Origin of the sequence: Streptococcus ovis DSM 16829, assembly GCF_000380125.1 — a bacterium.
In the GTDB taxonomy this organism is placed as follows: Bacteria; Bacillota; Bacilli; order Lactobacillales; family Streptococcaceae; genus Streptococcus; species Streptococcus ovis.
Genome location: NZ_KB904580.1, coordinates 92,302 through 115,530, shown reverse-complemented (window position 1 = coordinate 115,530; position 23,229 = coordinate 92,302). Strand labels below are relative to the sequence as shown.

Here is a 23,229-nt window from a genome sequence, read left to right as displayed (position 1 = left end):
AATGGCTAATTCGAGTGTGTCAGATAAGTAAAAAAGATTTTGTCAATAACCTAATTATACTAAAAAAAACAGATTGTTTTTTTGGTATAATATAATAAAGTGTAACATGACCTATCTAGAAGTTTTGCAGGTAAAATACTATTTTTTTGAAAAGGAGTCGAATATGAAAATTATTAAAAAAATTGCCTTATTCAGTTCTTGCTTGCTCATATTTGGAAATAGTGTAGTTCCTATCACAACTGTTTTTGCAACAGAGAATAGCAGTAACATTTCAAGTGAAAGCGATACACCATATCTGAATATTGAATCTCCTTTTAAAACCCTTGTAGAAGAGGGTTATTTATTGCTCGATGAAGAGAATCAAACAATAAAATTGTCAGAGAAGTATAAACAAGAAGTTTTAAATACTACTGATACCAATTTGTATAACGTTGAATTTACTGATAATTCTGTCAGAATCAGTCCGAAATATTCATTTAGAGCGTTCAGAGGCGTTAACAAGATTGTCTATACATGGAAAGGTGTAGATATATATTTAGATAATACTCGCTCAAATAAATTGGCAGCTGCTTTAAATATGGGGGCTGGAGCTGCTACTTCGGCTGCTGGAGTTGCCGCACTAGCAAATTTGGTTCCCGCTAGTGCAGTAGCTGGCATCATTGCTGGAATATTTGCTATCGGCTCAGGACTAGTATCTTATAACAATGCAGCTGGAAGAGGGATTATTATTGGTTGTATAGGTACTTTAACCAATGCAACTCCTCATTGGATTACTTCACAATGATTGAAAAAACAGTAATCTCTCTTACTCTTTCTTTTATAATTCTTTCAGATATTATAATTTTAGTTATAGGAATGAATCCTAAAGTAAAGCCAATCATAAAAAAAATTGCAATTTTAACAGCTATATTTATTTCTTTACTTTCTATTTTTGTTTTAGTATTTTATGCTTTCTAACAACCGTTAAAAGTTTTAACTTACTATGATAGGTCATTATTCTTTAAGAAAGAGTCTGAGACAAAAGTCCCAGACTCTTAGATTGAAGACAAGTCCTAGGACTTGTCTTTTTCAGTTTTATCAGGTAAGAGATTTCGGATGGGAACGGATAAATTGACTTTTTTCAGTTTGGGTAAATGATGGAGTTTTTCTTGTAATTGCAACTCAGAGAGACTGTCTATTTTTCTAGAAAGTTGTAAGTCTGGTAAGGATGGTAACTCAGGCAATCCTTCTTTCCAGATTTGTACCCGTGTATCAATTAACAGACGGACACTATGCTCCATCATAGTCTGCTGTTTTGGTGTAAGTTGCTGGCTATTTTGGATGACTTTTTGAATTTTACTAAGAGTATCAGTGGTTATATCTCCAAATCGAAGAATTCCTGCTTGTATAAAGATGCCAAAGAAAAGGTCAAAAAACTCTCTTAATTCTTCGTCGCTTAGGCTAGCTGTCCATGTTTTTAGGGTCTGGTCGACCTGTAGACTATCTTTTGTGACAGCAGGAACGAATTTAAACTGATTCTGTTCGATTTCCCAAGAAAAACTGATATGTTGCATAAGACCATTGGCCTTACTTTTGACAATGAGAGCATTTTTAGGAGGCTCCAACATCATCCCCACGATAGATCCTTGTGGAATAAAGTGCTTGATTTTCCCCTCGACCGCCTTAAAGCCTGATGATTCGAGGACAGAAGCATGCACTCCTGGTGCGTCAAAACTGAAGATTTGCTGGATGCGTTCTTGCAAATGAGGGGCAATCTGACTGGCTGCATAAATGGCTAAGTTGCCTCCCTTGGAATGGCCAGCGATGGTAACTCGCCCGTCCAGATTTGAAAGAAGGGCAGTAAGGTATTCGGTAGCCGTCCTTTGGGCAGGGATTTCTGCCATATAGGTCATATGGAAGTCTTCTTTCCACCCAATCAGCGTATCGTCTGTTCCACGGAAAACAACCACGAATTCTTTTGGACGGACTTGATAGGTGATAGCCGCAAATTGTTTTTGACTATCTAGATTGTAGTCATTGATAAAGGCAAAGGCCTTGATGTGCTTATAGCGTTTATAGGTGGAGAGGTGGCTGAGCAAGGTCAAGCGATTTCTATTGACCATACCTAAAGAAGGATATTTTTTTTGAAAATGTTGGTCAAATAGGACTGCCAAGTGATGTAAAGAAATATTCTTATCGGGTGAAAAATCAGCAGCTACCATGCCATCAAAGGGAAGATAGGTAACTTCCGTTAAAGCTAAAACGTCTAGGGTGTTTACTTCCTTGTCATAAAAACTATCGTACTGGCTAGCCTCTATATAGTCAATAAGATTAGGCATAAGATTCTTCTTTCTAAGATAAACTTGTATTTTATTATAGCGTGAATACTATGAAAGTTCAACTGTTCACTGAGAATGAACCATTCGCCGATAGGGTTTTTAACCCATTCATGGTATAATAAGAAAACAAGTGAAAAAGGAGAAGAAACATGACTTTTGAAGAGATTTTACCAGGCTTAAAGGCTAAGAAAAAATATGTTCGCACAGGCTGGGGTGGTGCAGAAAACTACGTCCAGCTCTTTGATACGATTGAAGTCCATGGTGAAAAACTAGAGGCAACCCCTTATTTCCTCATCAACGTTTCAGGAGACGGAGAAGGCTTTTCCATGTGGAGCCCGACGCCTTGTGATGTGTTAGCCGATGACTGGGTGGAAGTCCATGGCTAAAACAGTCCTCATTACAGGCGTCTCCTCTGGTATTGGTCTAGCTCAGGCGCGTGTCTTTTTGGAAAATGGCTACGCTGTTTACGGTGTAGACAAGTCGGCAAAGCCTGACTTGTCGGGTGATTTTCAGTTTGTCCAATTCGATTTGACAAAAGATATCGCTGCGCTGACCGATGTTGTACCAGCAGTGGATATCTTGTGCAATACCGCAGGAATATTAGACGATTACAAACCCTTGCTTGACGTTTCAGAGGAGGAGTTTGACCAAGTCTTTCAGACAAATTTCTTTGCGACGGTCAAGTTGACCCGTCACTATCTAGCACAGATGGTTGAAAGAAAGTCAGGCATCATTATCAATATGTGTTCCATTGCCAGCTTTTTAGCTGGTGGTGGAGGGGTTGCCTATACAGCTAGTAAGCACGCCTTAGCTGGTTTTACCCGCCAGTTGGCGCTGGATTATGCAGACAAAGGAATTCAAGTTTTTGGGATTGCACCAGGCGCGGTCAAGACTAGCATGACTGCCAGTGACTTTGAGCCAGATGGGTTGGCCGAATGGGTGGCAGATCAAACGCCCATCAAACGCTGGACGCAACCAGAAGAAATCGCAGAGCTGACCCTCTTTCTTGCAAGTGGTAAGATGACTTCCATGCAGGGCGAAATTGTCAAGATTGATGGCGGTTGGAGTTTGAAGTAGATGAAAAAATTGATTGAATTTGGCTTTGGCAATCGTTGGTTGGTGCGTACAGAATTTGAACAGGAAGATGGTACGGAATACGAATTGCAGGGGATTGTTGGACCAATTAAAGTTCAATCTATCTACCTACGTCTCTGGGTTGGGTATACGGTTCTGATTATGGATAGCGAAGAAGGGTTCAAGTGCCAGTCCAAAAAGCGAAAGGCAGTTAAGTTGTTATTAGGAATCGCATCTGGTGCGTAATGTAGCATAAAAAAGCAGGGAAAGAAGTTGAGAGGACTTATCTATGAAGAAAATTTACGTAAGTATTTGTTTTCTAGTGATATTAGCACTGGTAGGATGTGGGACTTCTTCAAAACAGAGTAAACCGTCATCGTCAGAGCCTGTCTTAAACTACTCTAATCTGTTGGACACCGCTAGTCAGAAAGAGGTGGAGCAACAATTAACAGCGTCGCTAGCTGAGGAGGATGTGACACAATTTATGGAACAAGTCCAGTTCTATAATGATCATATCCCGACAGATAGCTTGGTGCAGTCAGGATATGGTCAGTCGGATACCCTTGTTCCAACCTACGATGTCGGGGCGATTAGTGACAAGTGGGTAGAGGAATTTCCTTATTTTCCGGGTTACAATTGCCGCTTGACCACCTTCCAACTCTTGCAGTCGGCTATTAGGGTTGCAGGAACGGCGCCTGTTGATGATAGCCTTTTGTTCATTGACAAGGAAGCCTTGGCAGACGCGCCAGCTATTTATCAACGGACAGAAGCAGAACAAGAAATCTTTAAAACACTATTTGGTGCTGTCGCAACGGAAAATGTCTCCGATACCGCTGTTCATGCCAAGAAGGTGCAAGAATACTGGCAAGCACAGGGCGTTACCTTTGCGACTGGAAAAGCGAGTATGGTGTCGGTTTGGTTTCATGATCAGTTAGAAGAGGCAGCGACTAAACTCTTTATCGGTCATGTGGGTGTTTTGTTACCTGCTGAGAAGGGCTATCTATTCATCGAAAAAATATCCTTTGAAGAACCATATCAAGTGGTAAAATTTGATAAGAAACAGGCAGTCTATGACTACCTAATGAAGAAATACGATGTGGATGAGACGGGCTCAACCAAGCCTTTCATCATGGAAAACGACCAAGAGTGGTCAGTATAGAGGAAGGAAAAGGAGAATGCATGACCCCACAAGAATTATGGAATAAATACAAGCAAATCAACCCCAACATCGGTGATGACATCGATGCTTGGGCCTTTGGAGCAGAACCCGATCGCTTAGCACAGTTGGTGCTGGAAGGTACCAAGACGGCGACAGCCTCTAGCTATGATGAACACCTTTACGAAAATGAGCCTATTGGGGAAGTCGGACATTTAAGTGTTATTTTGGACTGTCAGGGGGAGGCGGTCTGTGTCATTCAGACGACAAAAATTACGGTGCTTCCTTTTGATGAGGTGCCCGCAGAACATGCCTATAAAGAGGGTGAAGGCGATAGAAGTCTTGCCTATTGGCGTCAGGTTCATAAAGAATTATTCACAGAATGGCTCGGAGCTATTGGCATTTCATTTACCGAAATATCAAAGGTCGTTTTAGAAGAATTTGAAGTGGTGTATCCACTTGTAGGGAAAAAGTGAATAGATGAAACTAGAAAAACAAAAATGGGATAGTTTGGTATTTGGTGTTGTGCTAGTCATCGCTGGTTCCCTATTTTTCTTTCTTGGGACACGTTTTGCCCTCTTTCTCTTTGCAAGTGTAGCTTTTGTTTTTCTGTTACGGACTAGCTATCAACTTATGATGAGATGGTTTAAACCGATTGAATCCAAGAAAGCATCAGGAGTTCAAATCTTTTTAAATGTTCTCTTATCATTATTTTTTGTAAACAATGCTCTCCTGCCCACGAGCCTGTTAGCCTTTGTGGTCACACTGGAATTTTTTGCAATAGGGGTATGTTTGTTAATAGACTATTTTTTAGGCGTGCGTAATCAAAGTCAGCCCTCTCTTCTGACTTTGGGAGATGGTATTGTACATCTGATTTTAGGTCTAATCACCTTGTTCCAACTGAACCAGTCTCTAGATAGCGTTTATCGTTTCATTGGAATCTCCCTTCTCATTAGGGGAGTTTCCATGATTCGTGAAGCTATTGGAAGCAATCGTAAAATGCTAGATGAGACAGGGCATCGCAAGCGATTTGGGCTCCCGATTTTCTTATCTGCATTGATTCCAGTTAGTGCTATTCGGTTTTTGAATCGCCTGTTTAGCCCAGAACGTAGCCAACCGATTTTATTAGAGAACATGGACACAAAAGGGCGCCAACCAGATATTGAAATTTGGATTCATACTGCAAGACAGGGTTTTGAAATGATGGGGCATGTGGATATTTCCTACAAAGGTGTCACCTACGCCTATGGGCAATATGATGTAGATAAGAGCACACTTTTTGGGATGATTGGAGATGGGGTACTCTTTCGATTGTCCAGTCAAGATTACCTCACTTCCTTGGAAGCGGATGACTGGCGTGTGGTAGTTGGTTATGGCATGGTATTAACAGAAGAGCAAAAGACTGCTGTGGAGAAACGTCTGCAAGAAGTGATGGAGGCAACAGTTCCATTTGTATTGAAGAGTGAGGAACAAAAAGCCAGCTATTTGGGGCAACTTCATCAGCACTATGGTGTGGAAAGCTTTAAGTTTTCACATTCTAAATTTAAAACTTATTTTGTCATGACTACCAACTGTGTACTCTTGGCAGATACGATTTTAGAAGTCATTGGAACAGACAATGTTGCCAATCATGGTATTTTGACGCCAGGAATTTATCAGGACTTTTTTGAAAGAGAATACCAAAGACCACAAACGAATGTCATTACAAAATTTATCGTTGGAAAACAAAAAATAGAGGAGGAAACAGGATGAAATTAGCACTATTAGGAACAGGGATGATTGTCAAGGAGGTTTTGCCTGTTTTGCAGGAAATCGACGGGATTGAGCTGGTGGCCGTCATGTCTACACCGCGTTCGATTGCGGTGGCAAAAGACTTGGCGCAAGAATACGGCATGGCGCAGGCAACCAGCAACTACGAGGAGATTTTGGCCAATCCTGCTGTGGACACTATCTATGTTGGTACTCCAAACCATACCCACTATGACTATGCCCGTAAGGCCCTATTAGCTGGAAAACACGTCATTTGTGAAAAACCATTTACCCTACTTGCTTCTGAGTTGGAGGATTTGGTCACAATAGCAGAGCAGAAAACATTATTCCTGTTAGAAGCCATTACCAATCAATACTTGGGTAATTTCCAATTTTTAAAAGAACATTTAGCACAAGTTGGCGATGTCAAGATTGTCAGCTGCAATTATTCACAATATAGTTCTCGTTATGATGCTTTCAAACGTGGAGAAATTGCGCCTGCCTTTAACCCAGAGATGGGTGGCGGGGCTCTGCGTGATTTGAATATCTATAATATTCACTTAGTTGTCGGTCTTTTTGGAGCCCCTCAGTCTGTCCAATACCTTGCCAATATCGAGCGTGATGTCGATACTTCAGGTATGTTGGTCATGGATTACGAGGATTTTAAGGCTGTCTGTATCGGTGCCAAGGATTGCAGTGCAGAAATTCGCTCGACCATTCAAGGTGATAAAGGCTCTCTTGCGGTACTTGGTCCCACCAATGCCATGCCAGAAGTTAGCCTAACGCTAAATGGACAGGACACCCAAGTGGTCAATCAGAACCAACCAAAACATCGTATGTATGATGAATTTGTTGCATTTGAGAGAATGATTTCCAAACAAGATTTTGCTAGCGCACAGAAGCAACTGAATCACAGCCGAGCAGTCATGCAGGTCTTGGAGATGGCAACGAGTAAGAACCGTTAGTCTTTCTTACCTCCTTTTACTTGACCTTTTTATCACAAAGGCGTATGATAAAGCCATCAATTAATGAAAGAGGTGTTTATCATGGTAGATACACAAGTGCTCCAAGACGCTTTGCGCCTCTTGGAAGACCTACAAAACCAGTTTGCAACAACGTCACCAAACTCTTACGATGACCGCCGCATGCGAGAACGATTGGACGAGGTACTAGCTACTGTCCGTAAAAGCAAAACAGCAGACAATACGGTCCTGATTGCTCTCGAGCGTTTTCATAAGAGCTTTTCCATGTCGGTTGGGCTAGGGGCGGCAGAGCTGACTGAACCAGCTAAGAAAGCTTGGCGAGCCTACGATACTTTTCACATGGATCAGGTACAACGCAATCTCCACCTTTATAGTGTAGGGATTGGTATTTAGCTTAACAGTTCCACTATTTTATGGTATAATGCAAGGGGCTGGGGCAGAAGTCCTAGTTTCTGCATTTTTTATTATAACCAACTAAACAAAACGTAGTGGTTGGGAGTAACTCTCACTGGTTTTGCCAGTTTTAGAGTTGCCCCTGCACAGTTCATTAGGCGCTTTAGCGCCAATGAACCACTGCTAGTGGGCTCTAATACGCTGATTTCATCACCTTTTAAAGCCCTGCCGAATGAGGGAAATGTCTTTCCCAAATTCCCAACCTCAAACAGTCACTTCCCTGACTGTTTGAGCTGTGCGGAGGTGGGACGACGAAATCGAATACTTACGAATTACCGATTTCTGTCCCACTCTCTAATTTTTATACAGAATTGAGAAATACACATGTCAAATTACGCTATTATCCTCGCAGCGGGCAAAGGGACCCGCATGAAGTCAGATTTGCCTAAAGTCCTTCACAAAGTTTCAGGAATTACTATGTTGGAACATGTTTTTCGTGCAGTCGGAGCGATTAACCCTGCAAAAAATGTGACGGTTATTGGTCACAAGGCAGAGTTGGTCCGCCAAGTCTTAGCAGATCAGTCACAGTTTGTTCTTCAAACAGAGCAATTAGGAACAGGACATGCAGTCATGATGGCTGAAGAAGAATTGGCAGGTTTGGAAGGTCAAACGCTGGTTATTGCTGGGGACACTCCATTGATTACCGGCGAAAGTCTAAGACATCTGATTGATTTTCATGTCAACCATAAAAACGTGGCTACTATTTTGACAGCAACTGCGGAGGATCCATTTGGCTATGGTCGGATTATCCGAAACAACCATGGGGAAGTAGTCAAAATTGTTGAGCAAAAGGATGCGACAGATTTTGAACAACAAGTCAAGGAAATCAATACAGGGACCTATGTTTTTGATAATAAACGCCTCTTTGAAGCTCTTAAAAATATCAATACCAACAATGCGCAGGGTGAATACTATCTGACAGATGTCATTTCTATTTTCCGTGAAGCGGGTGAAAAAGTTGGAGCATTTGTCCTTCGTGATTTTGATGAGAGTTTGGGGGTCAATGATCGTGTGGCACTGGCAACAGCAGAAAGTGTGATGCGACGTAGGATCAACAACCTTCATATGGTAAATGGTGTTACTTTTATCAATCCAGAAAGCACCTACATTGATGTGGATGTTGAAATCGGTGCAGAAGCAGTCGTTGAGGCCAATGTTGTCCTAAAGGGACAGACAAAGATTGGGGAGAGGACAGTTTTGACAAACGGAACCCGTATTGTTGATAGCAACATCGCAGCAGATGTGGTCATTTCCAATTCAGACATTGAAGATGCTGTCATTGAAGCAGGTGTAACAGTAGGTCCTTACGCCCACATTCGTCCAGGTAGCAAGATTGAAGCTGGTGCTCACATCGGAAACTTTGTGGAAGTCAAATCCTCTACGATTGGGGCAAATAGCAAAGCAGGACACTTGACTTACATCGGTAATGCCGAAGTCGGTCAGGAAGTTAATTTTGGAGCGGGGACGATTCTCGCTAACTACGATGGTAAGAATAAATTCACTACCACGATTGGAGACAATGCTTTCATCGGAAGCAACTCGACAATCATCGCTCCGCTGACCATTGGTGCTCGTGCTGTGACAGCAGCAGGTTCGACAATGACCAAAGATGTACCAGAGGATTCGATTGCGATTGGTCGTGGTCGTCAGGAAAACAAAGATGGCTACGCCAAGCATTTCCCCTACCATCCAAGTAAAAAGAACTAACAATAAAACCTGATTAGAGTTTATCTAATCAGGTTTTTTGCATGTTAGGAAAGATTTTTGCATCTTGTGCCCCTTTTCATTTTCTGGTGAGTGAATTTTGCTATAATAGTCCTAAAAGGAGGCTTCTAGTGAGATTACGATTAGAACAAATTTCAGCAGGAGATGAAGAGGTCATTATCCGTTATCATCAGATGACGGCGACGATTCAGACTGTTTGTGATTTAATAACAAGTGAACAGGAAAAAATCTTGGTCAGCGATGCTAGTGGGAGTCGCTATATTTTATTGGATGAGGTGCTCTACTTTGAAAGCATTGACGGCCAAAGTTTTGCCTATACAGAAAAGGCAGTCTATCAACTAGGGCAATCTCTTAAGGAATTGGTCACTATTTATGCCCATCGTGGTTTCTTTCGTTGTGCCAAATCTATGGTATTAAATATCTATCGCATTGAGACTTTTAAGAGCCAGTCTTTTGGGCGAATAGAAGCCAAGTTGGACAATGGGGAAAGGATTGTTATTTCCCGTAAGTATGCTAGCGAATTAAGACGCATTTTACAAGAGGGGGTGCACGATGAAGAATAAATGGGAAAAATTTCTGAGCCGAGAAATTAGTATTGAGTATAAGGCTGGGATTTATAGCCTTTGTCATCTTTTTTACTGTGCTTGTTACTTAATCTGGCAGCAGACTTTTTCTATCAGTCTTTTGCAGATTGCAGAAATTGCCCTTTTGAGCTACCTTATCTGTAACTTACAGGTATATGCCTTAAAGAATTTTGATGAGGCAGAAAGACTGTCTGGGACTTGGTGGCTATCGGCGCTTCTCTGCACAGGTTTATATCTGCTGGCAGTTCATTTCCTGAACTGGTTTGATGGACGAATCGGAGTTTGGGTAGGTTTTGGAGTTTGGCAATTATACTGTTATTATTGTATCTATCTCCTTAATAAAATCAAGCGCAAAATCGATAGTAAGCATTTGAATCAACTCTTAGAACATTACAAGGAGAAACGCTGATGGTGGAAGAAGTAGTTGTTATTAAAAATCTAAAGAAATACTATGGTAGGCACATGGGTGTTGAAGATGTGTCTCTGACGGTTGAAAAGGGGGAAATCTTTGGCTTTCTGGGTTCAAATGGGGCTGGAAAATCCACCACGATTCGCTGTCTATTGGGGCTTATTCAGTTGACTGGAGGAGAAATAACCCTTTTTGGTGGTCGCTATCTTCATTTGACAGAGGCCTTGGCGCATACTGGTTATATGCCATCAGAAGCCATGTTTTATCCTGATATGAAGGTCAAGAATGTCATTGCTTTTGCAGCTGCCTCGCGCAAGAAAGACTGTTCAGAAGAAGCACAGCGCCTTTGCTCTATTCTGGAAGTGCCGGTTGAAAAGAAAATCAAGGATTTGTCTCTGGGAAATCGCAAAAAAGTTAGCATTGTTTGTGCCCTGCAACATCAGCCAGAGTTGATTGTTTTGGATGAACCGACATCAGGCTTAGACCCTCTTATGCAGGAACGCTTCTTTGAAATCATCAAGGAAGCCTGTGCAAATGGTGCGACTTGCTTCCTTTCTTCCCACGTTCTGTCAGAGATTAAGAATTATTGTCATCGCGCTGCTATTATCAAGGACGGAAAAATTATCAAGATGGACACTGTCGCGAACTTGACCCGTAGCCAAACCAAGCAAGTGACATTTTGGAAGGCAGGAGTGACGGAGAACTTCTCCTTTTCAGGTAGGAGTGCAGAACTTCTTACTCGTCTTTCGGAGCTTGCTCCCGATGATTTTTTAGTAGAAGAACCCTCTTTGGAAGAGTTGTTCATGGACTACTATCAGGAGGTAGAGAAATGACTGTACTGAAACAGGAATTAAAACAAAATTTCAAAAGTCTCCTTATCTGGTCGCTAACGATTGGTCTCATCTGTTATGGTTGTATCTTACTGTATAAAAATGTCGAACATCAACTGCAGAATATGGCGCAATTATATACCAACATGGGTGAAATGACCAAGGCTCTAGGATTGGATAAGGTCAGTCTCGCTACTCTGGATGGTTATTTTGCGACAGAGATTGTGATGATGTTTGGTCTGGGGGCAGGAATGTTTGTAGCTATGCTAGGATCAGCTAGTCTTTCCAAAGAAGAGGAAGGGCATACTAGTGAATTTCTTTATACCTTACCAATAAGAAGAAGTTCAATTGTTCTTCAAAAGTACGCTAGTTTATTGGTAACTCTTTTGCTATTCAATGCTCTGATTATCGGACTAGAGTTACTGGGGATTTGGCAGATTGACTTGGACTTTTCTTATCAATCCTTTTTTCAATACCATGCCTTAGCCATTCTCATGCAGGTGGAGATTACTAGCCTGACCTTCTTGGTGTCTGCTGTAAACACCAAGAAACAGACAGGATTGGCTCTGGGGCTCACGCTTATCTTGTATGCAATGGATATGATGGCGCGAGTCATTCCAGATATTGAGTTTCTCAATTACTTGACGCCCTACTATTTTGCAAATGGCGCTGATGTCTTCAGTCAGGAAACAGTAGAACCAATTTATTTCATCATTTCTCTTGGTGTGACGGTTCTCAGTCTCTTGGCAAGTTTAACAATCTATCAGAAAAAAGATCTGAGCGCTTAGGAAGGAATTAGAAGATGCTACAACTACAGTATCTTCTTTTTTACGGTCAATTTCCATTCGCATTTCTAGCATTTTTATAGTAAAATAAAGAAAAAATGAAGGTGTAGTACAATATGGACTTTGAAGAAAAAACCATCAAGCGTGAAGAGATTTTTAAAGGAAAAATCTTTGATGTCGTGGTGGATGATGTTGAATTGCCAAATGGATTAGGACAATCAAAACGAGAACTGATTTTCCATAAGGGAGCAGTCTGCGTATTGGCGATCACTCCTGAAGATAAGCTGATATTGGTCAAACAGTACCGTAAAGCCATCGAAAAGATTAGTTATGAAATCCCAGCAGGGAAATTAGAAGTTGGAGAAGCTGGTAGCGAAGAAGAGGCGGCCCTGAGAGAATTGGAGGAAGAAACAGGCTATACAAGTCCTGAGTTAACTCTCTTGTATGATTTTTATTCAGCTATTGGTTTTTGTAATGAACGCCTTCGTCTTTATTTAGCGGACGATTTGATAAAGGTTGAAAATCCACGTCCTCAAGATGCAGATGAAGTGATTGAATTGTATGAAGTGACAGTAGAAGAAGCGCTGGACTTGATTGCCAGTGGTGATATCTGTGATGCCAAGACGATCATGGCGATTCAACACTATCAATTAATGAGAAAGTAGGAGATGGGAAATGGGGAAACCCTTATTGACAGATGAAATAATTGAACGGGCTCGGCGACGGGAAAAGAAGATGGAGCAGGAAGAGTTTGGCTACTATATACCTGTAGAGGTACCCGATGATTTTGAAGAAAATAGTGTCGATTGGGCTTCTGTTGATGATGAAGAATGGATGGATGACTGGGATGAGGAGTACGAAGGCTATCAAGAAGGGCAAACGATTCGGATTCCAGTAGAACATTCGATTGTGAAAAGTCGACGAATTGAAACGGTGAAGCGAGAAGCTTTTAGTGCAAAGCTCAATAAGATTTTGTTTTGGATTATACTATTATTGATTCTGTTTTTAATAGCTGTGTTTTATTTATAAAGGAGATGGGATGAAATTTGGAATTATTGCGGCCATGGAAGAAGAGTTGAAAGCCTTGGTTCAGGCCTTACAAGATGGAGAGGAAGTTCTTGTTCTTGGACGGACCTACTTTACAGGACGTATCGGACAGACTGAAGTTGTGCTCGTCCAATCAGGGATTGGTAAGGTGATGAGCGCCTTGTCCGTTGCAGTATTGGCAGACCGTTTTGCGGTAGATACGATTATTAATACAGGTTCTGCTGGTGCGGTTGCAGATGGTTTAGCGGTAGGGGATGTGGTTCTTGCAGACAAGCTTTGTTACCATGATGTGGATGTGACAGCCTTTGGGTATGACTATGGTCAGATGGCTGGACAACCGCTGTATTATGAAGCAGATAAAGGACTACTGAGACGCTTGCAGGGTGTGTTGGAACTCCAAGGGATTCACACTCATGTTGGCTTAATTGCAACTGGAGATAGTTTTATTGCTGGACAAGATAAGGTCACAGTTATCAAGACTCAGTTTCCAGAAGTGCTCGCTGTAGAAATGGAAGGAGCAGCGATTGCCCAAGCAGCTCAGGCCATTGGAAAACCGTTTTTAGTAATCCGTGCAATGAGTGACACAGCACAGGGAGATGCCAACATTACATTTGATGAATTTATCCTAGAAGCAGGTAAGCGCTCAGCTCAGACCTTGTTAACCTTGTTAGAAGAATCTCCAATGTTATAGCTAGTAGCTATAACATTTCTTTTGGAATAAGTATTAGTCAAGTAGGAGAAAATAGAGTAAAATAAACAATAAATTTTATTTTAGAGGTGCCATGATGACTGAAAAACGCAAATTGAGTTTTGAAACCCTCCAACTTCATGCTGGACAATCTGTAGATCCAACTACGAAATCCCGTGCAGTCCCTCTCTATCAGACCACTTCCTATGTCTTTGATAATGCGCAAGAAGCTGAAGACCTATTTGCCCTTAAGACACCGGGAAATATCTATACACGTATCACCAACCCAACGACAGCTGTTTTTGAAGAAAGAATGGCAGCTCTTGAAGGTGGTGTTGGAGCCCTTGCGACAGCCTCTGGTATGGCGGCTATTACTTACACAGCCTTAGCTTTAGCTCATGCAGGTGATCATATTGTGTCAGCGACAACAGTCTACGGTGGCACACATAATCTTTTTCACTTGACCCTACCACGTTATGGTGTGAACACGACCTTTGTCGATGTAGAAGATTTTGCAGCGATAGAAGCGGCTATTCAGGACAATACTAAGTTCCTCTTTGCAGAGACGATTGGAAATCCCTTGGGAAATGTAGCTGATTTGGAAAAATTAGCAGAAATCGCTCACCATCACAATATTCCATTGGTAGTAGACAATACTTTTGGGACACCGTATTTACTGAATGTCTTCTCACATGGTGTGGACATTTCTATCCATTCTGCGACCAAGTTTATCGGCGGTCACGGAACGTCTATCGGCGGTGTTGTCGTGGACTCAGGCAACTTTGACTGGGAAGCCTCAGGAAAATTTCCGCAGTTTGTCGAAGAAGACGCTAGCTACCATAATCTTAGTTACACGCGTGATGTGGGCAAGGCGGCCTTCATTACAGCTTTGCGGACGCAGTTGTTGCGTGATACGGGTGCCTGCATTTCTCCTTTCAATGCCTTCTTACTTTTGCAAGGTTTGGAAACTCTATCCCTTCGGGTAGAACGACACGTCGAAAATGCGCTGAAAATTGCGATATTCTTGGAACAACATCCAAAGGTGGAACAGGTTAATTATGCTAGCCTCCCATCCAGTCCCTACTATGACTTAGCGCAGCGCTATTTGCCAAAAGGTGCCAGCTCTATCTTTACTTTCCATGTAAAAGGTGGCTCTGATGCGGCGCGTGCAGTCATGGATAAATTAGAAATCTTTTCTGATTTGGCCAATGTGGCAGATGCTAAATCCCTTGTGGTACATCCAGCGACAACTACCCATGGTCAGATGGACGAAACAGCCTTGCGAGCTGCGGGAATCACTCCTAGTCAAATTCGTATTTCCGTTGGTCTGGAAAATGCGGATGATTTGATTGCGGATTTGGAGCAAGCTCTTGACACGATTTAAAACGTTTGGAGGTTGGACAGAGTCCAGCCTTTTTTAGAATAAGGGAATCGTGCAACTTTTCTAATATGAGACAGATTTCTTGCAAAAATCGATTTTCTTATTTATAATGATTATAAATAAGAAAAGAAAGCAGGTAGTTATCATGGCAACAACAATAACAGTTCTCAATCAAGCAGTGGCAGATCTTTCTGTAGCGCATTCTATCCTACATCAGGTTCATTGGTACATGCGTGGTCGAGGTTTCCTTGTTTGGCATCCGAAGATGGATGATTACATGGAAGAATTGGATGGTTACCTAGATGAATTGAGCGAACGCTTGATTACTTTAGGAGGCGCACCATTTTCAACCTTGAAAGAATTTAGCGACAATAGCAAATTGACAGAGGTGTCAGGTGATTACAGTTTGACATTGGAAGAACAATTGGGGCGTGTAATTGAAGTATTCCGCTATTTGACAGGTCTTTTCCAAGAAGGATTGGATGTCACAGATGAGGCAAATGACGATGTCACAAATGGTCTCTTTGCGGATGCCAAAGGAAGTCTTGAAAAACATATTTGGATGTTGCAAGCAGAATTGGGTCAAGCTCCCGAGTTATAATAAGAATAGAAGGCACGCGAGAGTGTGCCTTTTTGTGGCAAATCTTTTCCTTGCAAGCCTTGAAAATTCTTGGCAAATCTGCTACAATTTTCCTTATGAAAACACTCTATGATGTGCAACAGCTACTTAAACGGTATGGGATTATCATTTATATGGGCAATCGCTTGTATGATATTGAAATGATGAAGCTTGAGCTGAGTCAAATTTATCAGGCAGGGATTTTAGAACGATCCGAATACCTAGAGGCGGAACTTGTCTTGAGGCGAGAGCACCGACTAGAGGAAGAGTACCAGAGGAAAAGAGGACAAATAGAATGACAACCTTATATTTGGTTTTATTGACAGTTGCTGTGATGGCAGCGTGGGCAGGTTTTAATTACTGGAGATTAAAGCGTGCAGCTACTATTTTAGAAAACGAGGAATTTGCACAAAAGATTCGTGAAGGGCAATTAATTGATTTACGTGATCCGAGCGAATACCGTCGGAAGCACATCATGGGGGCACGTAATATTCCTTACGAGCAGCTTAAGCAAAGCATTTCTGCCATTCGGAAAGACAAACCTGTTTTGCTCTACGAAAATGACCGTGGGCAACGAGTGACTCCCGCTGCCCTTTATTTGAAAAAACAAGGCTATCAAGAAATTTACATTCTCAGTTATGGTTTAAATGACTGGAATGGAAAGGTAAAAGTGAACTAGAGAGACTGCTTTGGCAGTCTTTTTTGGTACATATTTGCTTGATTTATACGAATCTATGATATACTGGAAGAAAGAAAGAGAAGCAGGGCAGAGAATATGAATAGACGATTGTATCTAATAGCAGGAACGACTCTCCTTTTAGGAGTGGTATCAACAGGAGTTGTAGGTTACTTGCAAGGGGATTTCACAGCCATCAGTCACCAACAAGAAGTAAAGAATGCTCCATTAGCACAAATTGCATTGGCTGATGGAGAAATCACGGCTAGTCTGGATAGTGTCCAGATAAAAGGACAGACTGCGACAATCACTGAAGGTGGAGAATATGTCATTACTGGTTCTGCTAGTCAGGTGATAGTCACTGTGGCCAAGGAAGTGACAGAGGATGTCACTGTTCATTTGAATAATGCTTCTTTTGCTTCTCTAGAGTTTGAATCATTAGGAACCAATATTGTCCATTTGGATAAGGAATCTACCAACGTTTTATCAGGTGGAACGGCAGGTTTGACTGCAACTAATGTCACTGTAATGGGGGATGGTACTTTAGAAATTAAAGACGTTGAGCAGTACGGTATTTTCACCACAGAGGATTTGGTAGTGGAAGCGGGTCATCTCTCTATACAGTCTGCTGGTTCTGCTCTGTATACAAAAAATGAAAAAAATAGTAAACATGGGAATCTAACCATCAACGGTGGAGAATTGACCATTGTGGCAGGGGAATCAGAAGGAGCTACAGGGCTTTATGCAGGGAATCAGCTGACCATTAACAATGGGACTATTACAGTTGAGCAGGCCTATGAAGCTTACGTCGCTCAAAAGATAGCTATCAATGGTGGAACGGCGAATCTCACTGCCCTATCTGCAGGGATTGCAGCGCGGAAAGAGGCAGAAGGAGTCGATAAATCTGGCGATGCTATGTTGACTATTAGTGATGGTACAACAACAGTTTCTGCAGGAATTAATGCGGTATTGGTAAATGGGGACCTGGACATTTCAGGAGGGAATCATAGCTTTGCAACGGTTGGTGCGTATGGTTCTGCCCTCAATTATACAGGAGAAGCCAAGCTGACAGGAGGGACAGTATTGACTTTTGGAACCGGTACTTTCTCTAAAGTAGAACAGCCTGTTGTAGAAGTAGCTCTAACTGGAAATGCAGGTGATACTGTCACAATTGTAGAAGCAGCTGGGAATGAAATTGAAGCTATACCAGCACCTGTTGCTTTTATCAATATAACGTATTCATCAGGAAAATTAACGGATGGCGAAAATTATTTTATATCTACCACTAGTGGTTCCTATGGACAAGGAATTGCTACAACCGAAGTAGAAGAATGAGGAAGAAGGAGGAGAACCTCCTTTTTTCATTGAAAGGGGAGGGCTTTCGTTGTCAGAACATTTCATCTCTTCTTTACTTATAAGAAAAAAAGGGTATAATGGAAAATAGAATGCATTGTGAAAGGATAAAGAGTACCCTAGTGCTAGTTAGAGTACTGGATGAGTCAGTAGAATCGTATGAAAAAAAGTTTTATTCACCAACAAGAAGAAATATCGTTTGTAAAAAATACCTTTACCCGTTATCTAATTGATAAATTGGATATTGTAGAGGTACAAGGACCGATTTTGAGCCGAGTGGGAGATGGTACACAAGATAACCTCTCTGGTGTTGAAAATGCGGTACAAGTCAATGTGCTAAAAATACCTGAAGCGACCTTTGAGGTGGTGCATTCCCTTGCCAAATGGAAACGCCAAACCCTTGCACGCTTTGGTTTCAATGAGGGAGAAGGGCTAGTGGTCAATATGAAGGCTCTCCGTCCCGATGAAGATAGCTTGGATGCGACACACTCAGTGTATGTCGACCAGTGGGACTGGGAAAAAGTCATTCCAGAAGGTCGTCGTAATCTAGACTATCTCAAAGAAATCGTGGAAACTATCTACAAAGTCATTCGCTTGACAGAATTAGCGGTTGAAGCGCGCTATGATATAGAAGCTATCCTACCTAAAAAAATTACCTTTATCCATACAGAGGATTTGGTCACACAGTATCCTGATTTGACACCAAAAGAACGGGAAAATGCAGTTGCTAAGGAATATGGTGCAGTCTTTCTGATTGGAATTGGTGGAGAATTGTCTGATGGCAAACCGCATGATGGCCGTGCACCAGACTATGATGACTGGACAACACCATCTGAAGGAGACTATAAAGGCCTAAACGGAGATATCTTAGTGTGGAATGAGCAACTAGGCACCGCCTTTGAATTGTCTTCAATGGGGATCCGTGTAGATGAAGAAGCCCTTCTTCGCCAAGTTGCACTGACCGGTGACGAGTCACGTTTGGCATACGATTGGCACCAAGCTCTTCTCAAAGGAGAATTTCCACTCTCTATCGGTGGTGGGATTGGTCAATCACGGATGGCTATGTTCCTTTTACGTAAACGCCATATCGGAGAAGTTCAGACCTCCGTCTGGCCAAAAGAGGTCCGCAACGAATTTGAGAATATTTTGTAGAAAAAGTTGAAATTATCAACTTTTTTTATTTTTATCCCAAAAGGAAGCGCTTGCTTTTTTGCCATAATAGATGGAAACAATCTCTACTACCAATGCCTATGAGAAGAAAGTATAATAAAAATAGAAAGAGGGAAAGGAAGATGAAAGACAGAGATATCAGTATTTTAAACCAGTTGTTGATTTCAAATTATCCCGTCCAATTGCAATATTTGCAGCAGGAATTTGACGTGAGCGCCAGGACGATTCGAAATGATGTTGCTTCAATCAATGAATTTTTGAGAGATCATCATTTTCCTTTGATTCAAATGATTCGGGGAAAGGGGTTTTTGCTCTCTTTATCTCCTCATCAAGAGAAAGAACTACGGATAAAACTACAATCTGAAGTACGTGAAGAATACCTTACTCGTGAAGAGCGTTTACTAGATTTACTGTTGAGTGTTGCTCTGGGTGATGATGCAGTTTTCTTAAATCGAAAAGAAGAAGAATATAGAGTCTCAAAATCCACTTTGGATGAGGATATGAGACAGCTACGTCACCGATTACAAGATTACCGTATTGAAATGGTTAGTTATCCTAAGGTTGGTTTGATACTAGATGGCTCCGAATTATCAATCCGAAGTATGTTGTATGCTGTTTTAAGTCCTGAAATGGTCAAATCAGAAGGGAAACTTCATCAACACAAGGTGCTAGAAAAGTATTTCTCCAAAGCTTTTCTAGAGGAAATGGATATACTATTTGAGCAAACCATATCTCGAAAAGGTGATAAACTTCATCAATTACATTTTAATCTATTTGCTTCTATTTGGATGTTCCGAATAAAAAAAGGATTTTTAATCCATCGAAAAGAGATTCCTATCGGAGAAGTTTATGAAGTAGAGGTCATAAAGCGATATATAGAGAAGCTTTGTCAACAGTTTTCTTTCGTTCCTACGATACATGAATTTGATTATGTATATCGTATCCTTCAATCCTTTAACTTAAATAAAGAGACAAATCCAGCGAACTGGTTACAATTGCAGATTGTTACATTACAGCTAATTGGATATGTTGAGCAAAAGACGGGTCTTCCTTTTTCTAAAAAGGAATCCAGTCTTCAACAGACCCTCTATAATCATATGATTAGCATGGCGACAAGGGTTACACATCATGTTCAATTATCAAATCCGTTGAAGGAAAAAATTCAGCAAAGCTACAGCACTATCTATCAGGCGGTTTTATCTTTCTCAACTGTTTTAGAAGAACTTTTAGGTGAAGCTATATTAGACGATGAACTGGCTTTCTTAACCATTCATTTCTCTAGTATTTTAAGTGAGATGAATCAAGAACGGTCTTTTTGGTATCGTGCAGTAGTTGTATGTAATCACGGTGTGGCCACAAGTAAGCTACTAGCTGAGAACTTGAAAGAGTATTTTAATGTTGAAATCATTGCAATTTTAAGGTCGAGAGATATTGATATTATTGACAAATTGGATGTGGATTTAGTTTTCTCTACTGTTGAAATACCTTATCAGAATAAACCAGTTATGGTGGTCGATTCGATCATTCAAGAAGAAACTCGCTTCCAAATTCAAACTTTTTTGGACAAGCATCAAGCAGTAAGACGGACAGTTCATCACAGTACAGACTATACCCTTATGCTACGAGAAATCCTTTCAACAGTAGAAAAAGATACCGAGATTAATGAACAATTATACAGAAATTTAGAATCGATATTTGAAAAATACCATTTAAAAATTAATAAAAGAGAGGTACAACCGATGATACAAGATATTTTAGATGATCATTATATCCGAATTACAGATAAACATTTTGATTGGAAAGAAGCGATTGCCTATGTAGCTCAACCTCTCAAAGAAGGTGGCGTCATCACGGATGATTATATTTCTGCCATGATTAAAAGCGTAGAAGAATATGGACCATATATTGTTCTTGCACCTCATATGGCTTTAGCACATGCACGTCCACAGGATGGGGCTCAAAAATTAGGACTGAGTCTTTCCATTTTTGAACATCCGGTAACATTTGGACCAGATGAAGAACAACAGGTATCCGTTGTCTTCTGTCTATCTGCAGTTGATTCATTTTCACATTTGAATGTCATGAAGAGTTTAGTCAATCTTATTCGTAATACCGATAAGATTGAACAATTATCTCAAGCACGAGATATTGAAGTCGTTAAACAAATTTTATTCCAATCTTAAGGAGGAAAAATAGATGGGAAAATCAGCAACAATTTTATTCGTTTGTGGAGCAGGCTTGGGAAGTAGTTTTGCGGCACAAATGGCTGCCGAAGATGTACTGAACAAATACAAGGTCTCTGCTAAATTGGACCATGTAGATATTTCAACAGCTGCTTCAGTTTCGTCTGATGTGATCATTACAGCGCAAAATTTCCAAAAACAATTTGAAAAGTTTGACATTGATAGTGAAAAAACAGCTATTGTATATCTTAAAAATATTGTCTCTTCAAAAGAAATTGAAGAAAAATTAATCCCTGTTTTACAGGAAAAAGGTTTTGTTGAATAAAGGAGGAAAACAGAATGGGAATTGTTAATTTCATTATTAATAATGTATTGACGCAAGCTGCAATTACAATTGCATTAATTGCGATGCTTGGACTTGTTTTACAGAAAAAATCAGTTGGTCAAGTGATTTCTGGGACCTTAAAAACATTATTAGGTTTTCAAGTATTGAGCGCTGGGTCAAGCGTGATTGTTGGTAGTTTGACATATTTTGGTGAAATTTTCCAGAAAGGTTTCCACACACAAGGGATTGTGCCATCGATTGAAGCTATCAATGGTCAAGCGATGAACGACTTGGGGTTAGGTAGCTCAATTGCCTTGACATTCTTAGCGATTTTTATCTTTAACATCATTTTTGCTCGTTTTACAAAATGGAAATATATCTTCTTGACAGGGCAAGCTCTTCTTTGGATGTCAACGATGACAACTGTCTTCGGTTATGCAGGTGGTCTTCGTGGTCCAGTCTTGATTCTTGTTGGTGGTATCGTCGGTGGATTCTTCACAGTTGCAATGCCAGCCATTGCGCAACCAATTATTCGTAAAGTCACAGGTTCAAACGATATTGCTCTTGGTCATTTCTGTACAATTGGTTATCTGTTTGAAGCAGGTGTCGCAAAACTATTTGGTGAACGTGGAGAAAACAAAAAATCTATTGAAGAGATTGAGTTGCCTGCAGCATTTGAATTTTTACAAGACACTTATCTATCAGTAATGGTCGTGATGGTGCCAATGTTCATCATTACAGCCCTCTTTGCTGGTCCTTCAGCAGTGGATACTGGTAGTCAACACTATGTAATGTTTGCCTTTATGCAAGCAATTCAGTTTGTTGTTGGTGTCTACATCTTGCTTGCAGGGGTTCGTCTACTCCTTGGTGAAATCGTTCCAGCCTTCCGTGGTATTGCAATGAAATTAGTACCAGATGCTATTCCAGCACTTGACTGTCCAGTTTTCTTCCCATACTCACCAAATGCGGTGATCCTTGGTTTCATCACAACTACAATTGGGACGTTGATTGCAATGTTCACTTTGCCAATGTTTGGTCTCGCAATGATTTTACCAGGTATGCTAACTAACTTCTTCGCAGGTGGTACAGCAGGTATCTTTGGTAACGCGACAGGCGGACGTCGTGGTGCAATTATCGGTGGTATTGCTCATGGATTCTTTATCACTCTCCTACCAGCATTGTTGGTAACAGCCTTTAATTCATTAGGTTTTGTAAATGCAACAGCAACAGACGTAGATACAGTTGCAGCAGCTCTTCTTTACGCATGGATTTTGAATCCAATCTTTAAAATGTTCTAAGGGGTAAGCTATGTTTGGATTTTTAAAGAAGAAAGAACCAAAACAAACACCCAAAACAGAAGATATTCCTTCATTGACTGAAGAAAAGAAAGTCGAGTTGCTTCAAAAGGTAGAAGTTGAACAACAGTTGTTAGCCAATACTCCAGATACAGATGTAGATGCAGTTGCCGAGGCATATGAACGCCTCGGTCTGCTCTATGCTGAGTTGACAGAGGTAGATAAGGCGATTAGTGCTTTGGAAAAAAGTCTAGAGAAGAAATTATCTATGGGTGAGGGCTATAAAAAATTGATGAGCCTTTATAACGCGAAGCGAGCGGATGCTGCTAAAAATCGTGATAATGACGGCATTGATTACTATATGTCTAAAATGGATGAAATGCGAAATATTGCTAAAAAAGTAACTTTATCTCGCTAGGAAGGAAG

Annotated in this window: 29 protein-coding genes; 28 read left to right on the top strand and 1 reads right to left on the bottom strand. The window is 40.9% G+C overall.

All coding sequences use genetic code 11. The features are described 5' to 3' along the window. The first annotated feature begins 163 nt into the window (after window positions 1-163). A complete protein-coding gene (locus A3I9_RS0108260) occupies window positions 164-784 on the top strand; it encodes a hypothetical protein (RefSeq protein WP_018378573.1) in 621 nt (206 codons plus the stop codon). After that, on the top strand, window positions 781-957 hold the full coding sequence (locus A3I9_RS13590) for a hypothetical protein (protein WP_169333657.1): 177 nt from the start codon (window positions 781-783) through the stop codon (window positions 955-957). Before A3I9_RS0108260 ends, A3I9_RS13590 begins: the two co-directional genes overlap by 4 nt. Before the next feature lie 95 nt (window positions 958-1,052). Here A3I9_RS13590 and A3I9_RS12705 read toward each other — a convergent pair whose 3' ends face one another. Next, a complete protein-coding gene (locus tag A3I9_RS12705; RefSeq protein WP_018378572.1) occupies window positions 1,053-2,318 on the bottom strand; it encodes a DUF2974 domain-containing protein in 1,266 nt (421 codons plus the stop codon). A 149-nt stretch (window positions 2,319-2,467) separates the two neighbouring features. On the opposite strand from A3I9_RS12705, the gene A3I9_RS0108250 reads away from it, so the two are divergent. From A3I9_RS0108250 to A3I9_RS0108125, 26 genes are all read left to right on the top strand, one after another. Beyond that, entirely contained in the window at window positions 2,468-2,704 is a 237-nt protein-coding gene (locus A3I9_RS0108250) for a DUF2829 domain-containing protein (RefSeq protein WP_018378571.1), read from the top strand. Continuing rightward, window positions 2,697-3,395, top strand: a complete 699-nt coding sequence (locus A3I9_RS0108245) for a 3-oxoacyl-ACP reductase (RefSeq protein WP_018378570.1) — start codon at window positions 2,697-2,699, stop codon at window positions 3,393-3,395. The genes A3I9_RS0108250 and A3I9_RS0108245 overlap by 8 nt, the downstream gene beginning before the upstream one ends. Further along, on the top strand, window positions 3,396-3,638 hold the full coding sequence (locus A3I9_RS0108240; protein WP_018378569.1) for a DUF3977 family protein: 243 nt from the start codon (window positions 3,396-3,398) through the stop codon (window positions 3,636-3,638). A gap of 43 nt (window positions 3,639-3,681) precedes the next feature. Beyond that, the gene (locus A3I9_RS12700; RefSeq protein ID WP_042361650.1) at window positions 3,682-4,551 is read left to right on the top strand and encodes a DUF4300 family protein; all 870 of its coding nucleotides are present in this window, start codon (window positions 3,682-3,684) and stop codon (window positions 4,549-4,551) included. Between the two features lie 20 nt (window positions 4,552-4,571). Then, window positions 4,572-5,024, top strand: a complete 453-nt coding sequence (locus tag A3I9_RS0108230; protein ID WP_018378567.1) for an ASCH domain-containing protein — start codon at window positions 4,572-4,574, stop codon at window positions 5,022-5,024. Window positions 5,025-5,028: 4 nt separating this feature from the next. Then, complete coding sequence (locus A3I9_RS12695; protein ID WP_018378566.1) at window positions 5,029-6,300, top strand: HdeD family acid-resistance protein; 1,272 nt, start codon at window positions 5,029-5,031, stop codon at window positions 6,298-6,300. After that, window positions 6,297-7,262: a Gfo/Idh/MocA family protein gene (locus A3I9_RS0108220; RefSeq protein WP_018378565.1), complete on the top strand. Its 966-nt coding sequence runs from the start codon at window positions 6,297-6,299 to the stop codon at window positions 7,260-7,262. The genes A3I9_RS12695 and A3I9_RS0108220 overlap by 4 nt, the downstream gene beginning before the upstream one ends. Window positions 7,263-7,343: 81 nt before the next feature. Further along, entirely contained in the window at window positions 7,344-7,673 is a 330-nt protein-coding gene (locus tag A3I9_RS0108215) for a hypothetical protein (protein ID WP_018378564.1), read from the top strand. Between the two features lie 384 nt (window positions 7,674-8,057). Continuing rightward, a complete protein-coding gene (gene glmU, locus A3I9_RS0108210) occupies window positions 8,058-9,440 on the top strand; it encodes a bifunctional UDP-N-acetylglucosamine diphosphorylase/glucosamine-1-phosphate N-acetyltransferase GlmU (protein WP_018378563.1) in 1,383 nt (460 codons plus the stop codon). 128 nt (window positions 9,441-9,568) lie between these two features. After that, window positions 9,569-10,021 (top strand): LytTR family DNA-binding domain-containing protein, encoded by a 453-nt coding sequence (locus A3I9_RS0108205; RefSeq protein ID WP_018378562.1) that lies wholly within the window; start codon window positions 9,569-9,571, stop codon window positions 10,019-10,021. Beyond that, window positions 10,011-10,451, top strand: coding sequence for a hypothetical protein (locus A3I9_RS0108200; protein WP_018378561.1), 441 nt, complete (start codon window positions 10,011-10,013; stop codon window positions 10,449-10,451). Before A3I9_RS0108205 ends, A3I9_RS0108200 begins: the two co-directional genes overlap by 11 nt. Next, entirely contained in the window at window positions 10,451-11,284 is an 834-nt protein-coding gene (locus tag A3I9_RS0108195; RefSeq protein ID WP_018378560.1) for an ABC transporter ATP-binding protein, read from the top strand. Before A3I9_RS0108200 ends, A3I9_RS0108195 begins: the two co-directional genes overlap by 1 nt. After that, window positions 11,281-12,069: an ABC transporter permease subunit gene (locus A3I9_RS0108190; protein WP_018378559.1), complete on the top strand. Its 789-nt coding sequence runs from the start codon at window positions 11,281-11,283 to the stop codon at window positions 12,067-12,069. The genes A3I9_RS0108195 and A3I9_RS0108190 overlap by 4 nt, the downstream gene beginning before the upstream one ends. 113 nt (window positions 12,070-12,182) lie before the next feature. Further along, on the top strand, window positions 12,183-12,731 hold the full coding sequence (locus tag A3I9_RS0108185; protein ID WP_018378558.1) for an NUDIX hydrolase: 549 nt from the start codon (window positions 12,183-12,185) through the stop codon (window positions 12,729-12,731). A 10-nt stretch (window positions 12,732-12,741) separates the two neighbouring features. After that, window positions 12,742-13,095, top strand: coding sequence for a cell wall synthase accessory phosphoprotein MacP (gene macP / locus A3I9_RS0108180; protein WP_018378557.1), 354 nt, complete (start codon window positions 12,742-12,744; stop codon window positions 13,093-13,095). 10 nt (window positions 13,096-13,105) lie between these two features. After that, the gene (locus A3I9_RS0108175) at window positions 13,106-13,804 is read left to right on the top strand and encodes a 5'-methylthioadenosine/adenosylhomocysteine nucleosidase (RefSeq protein ID WP_018378556.1); all 699 of its coding nucleotides are present in this window, start codon (window positions 13,106-13,108) and stop codon (window positions 13,802-13,804) included. Window positions 13,805-13,895: 91 nt separating this feature from the next. Next, window positions 13,896-15,185, top strand: coding sequence for an O-acetylhomoserine aminocarboxypropyltransferase/cysteine synthase family protein (locus A3I9_RS0108170; protein ID WP_018378555.1), 1,290 nt, complete (start codon window positions 13,896-13,898; stop codon window positions 15,183-15,185). A gap of 106 nt (window positions 15,186-15,291) precedes the next feature. Beyond that, entirely contained in the window at window positions 15,292-15,783 is a 492-nt protein-coding gene (locus tag A3I9_RS0108165; protein ID WP_042361658.1) for a Dps family protein, read from the top strand. 95 nt (window positions 15,784-15,878) lie between these two features. After that, window positions 15,879-16,100 carry a YqgQ family protein gene (locus tag A3I9_RS0108160; RefSeq protein ID WP_083903968.1) on the top strand — a complete coding sequence of 74 codons (222 nt, stop codon included), beginning with the start codon at window positions 15,879-15,881 and terminating at the stop codon, window positions 16,098-16,100. Next, the gene (locus A3I9_RS0108155; RefSeq protein ID WP_018378552.1) at window positions 16,097-16,480 is read left to right on the top strand and encodes a rhodanese-like domain-containing protein; all 384 of its coding nucleotides are present in this window, start codon (window positions 16,097-16,099) and stop codon (window positions 16,478-16,480) included. Before A3I9_RS0108160 ends, A3I9_RS0108155 begins: the two co-directional genes overlap by 4 nt. A 96-nt stretch (window positions 16,481-16,576) precedes the next feature. Continuing rightward, a complete protein-coding gene (locus tag A3I9_RS0108150; protein ID WP_018378551.1) occupies window positions 16,577-17,812 on the top strand; it encodes a carbohydrate-binding domain-containing protein in 1,236 nt (411 codons plus the stop codon). 177 nt (window positions 17,813-17,989) lie between these two features. Further along, on the top strand, window positions 17,990-18,982 hold the full coding sequence (gene asnA / locus A3I9_RS0108145) for an aspartate--ammonia ligase (RefSeq protein WP_018378550.1): 993 nt from the start codon (window positions 17,990-17,992) through the stop codon (window positions 18,980-18,982). Window positions 18,983-19,122: 140 nt separating this feature from the next. Continuing rightward, window positions 19,123-21,183 (top strand): BglG family transcription antiterminator, encoded by a 2,061-nt coding sequence (locus A3I9_RS0108140; RefSeq protein ID WP_018378549.1) that lies wholly within the window; start codon window positions 19,123-19,125, stop codon window positions 21,181-21,183. 13 nt (window positions 21,184-21,196) lie between these two features. Next, complete coding sequence (locus tag A3I9_RS0108135; RefSeq protein ID WP_018378548.1) at window positions 21,197-21,508, top strand: PTS sugar transporter subunit IIB; 312 nt, start codon at window positions 21,197-21,199, stop codon at window positions 21,506-21,508. Between the two features lie 14 nt (window positions 21,509-21,522). Beyond that, window positions 21,523-22,806, top strand: coding sequence for a PTS sugar transporter subunit IIC (locus A3I9_RS0108130; protein ID WP_018378547.1), 1,284 nt, complete (start codon window positions 21,523-21,525; stop codon window positions 22,804-22,806). A gap of 10 nt (window positions 22,807-22,816) precedes the next feature. Continuing rightward, window positions 22,817-23,221 (top strand): tetratricopeptide repeat protein, encoded by a 405-nt coding sequence (locus A3I9_RS0108125; protein WP_018378546.1) that lies wholly within the window; start codon window positions 22,817-22,819, stop codon window positions 23,219-23,221. Window positions 23,222-23,229 lie beyond the last annotated feature (8 nt).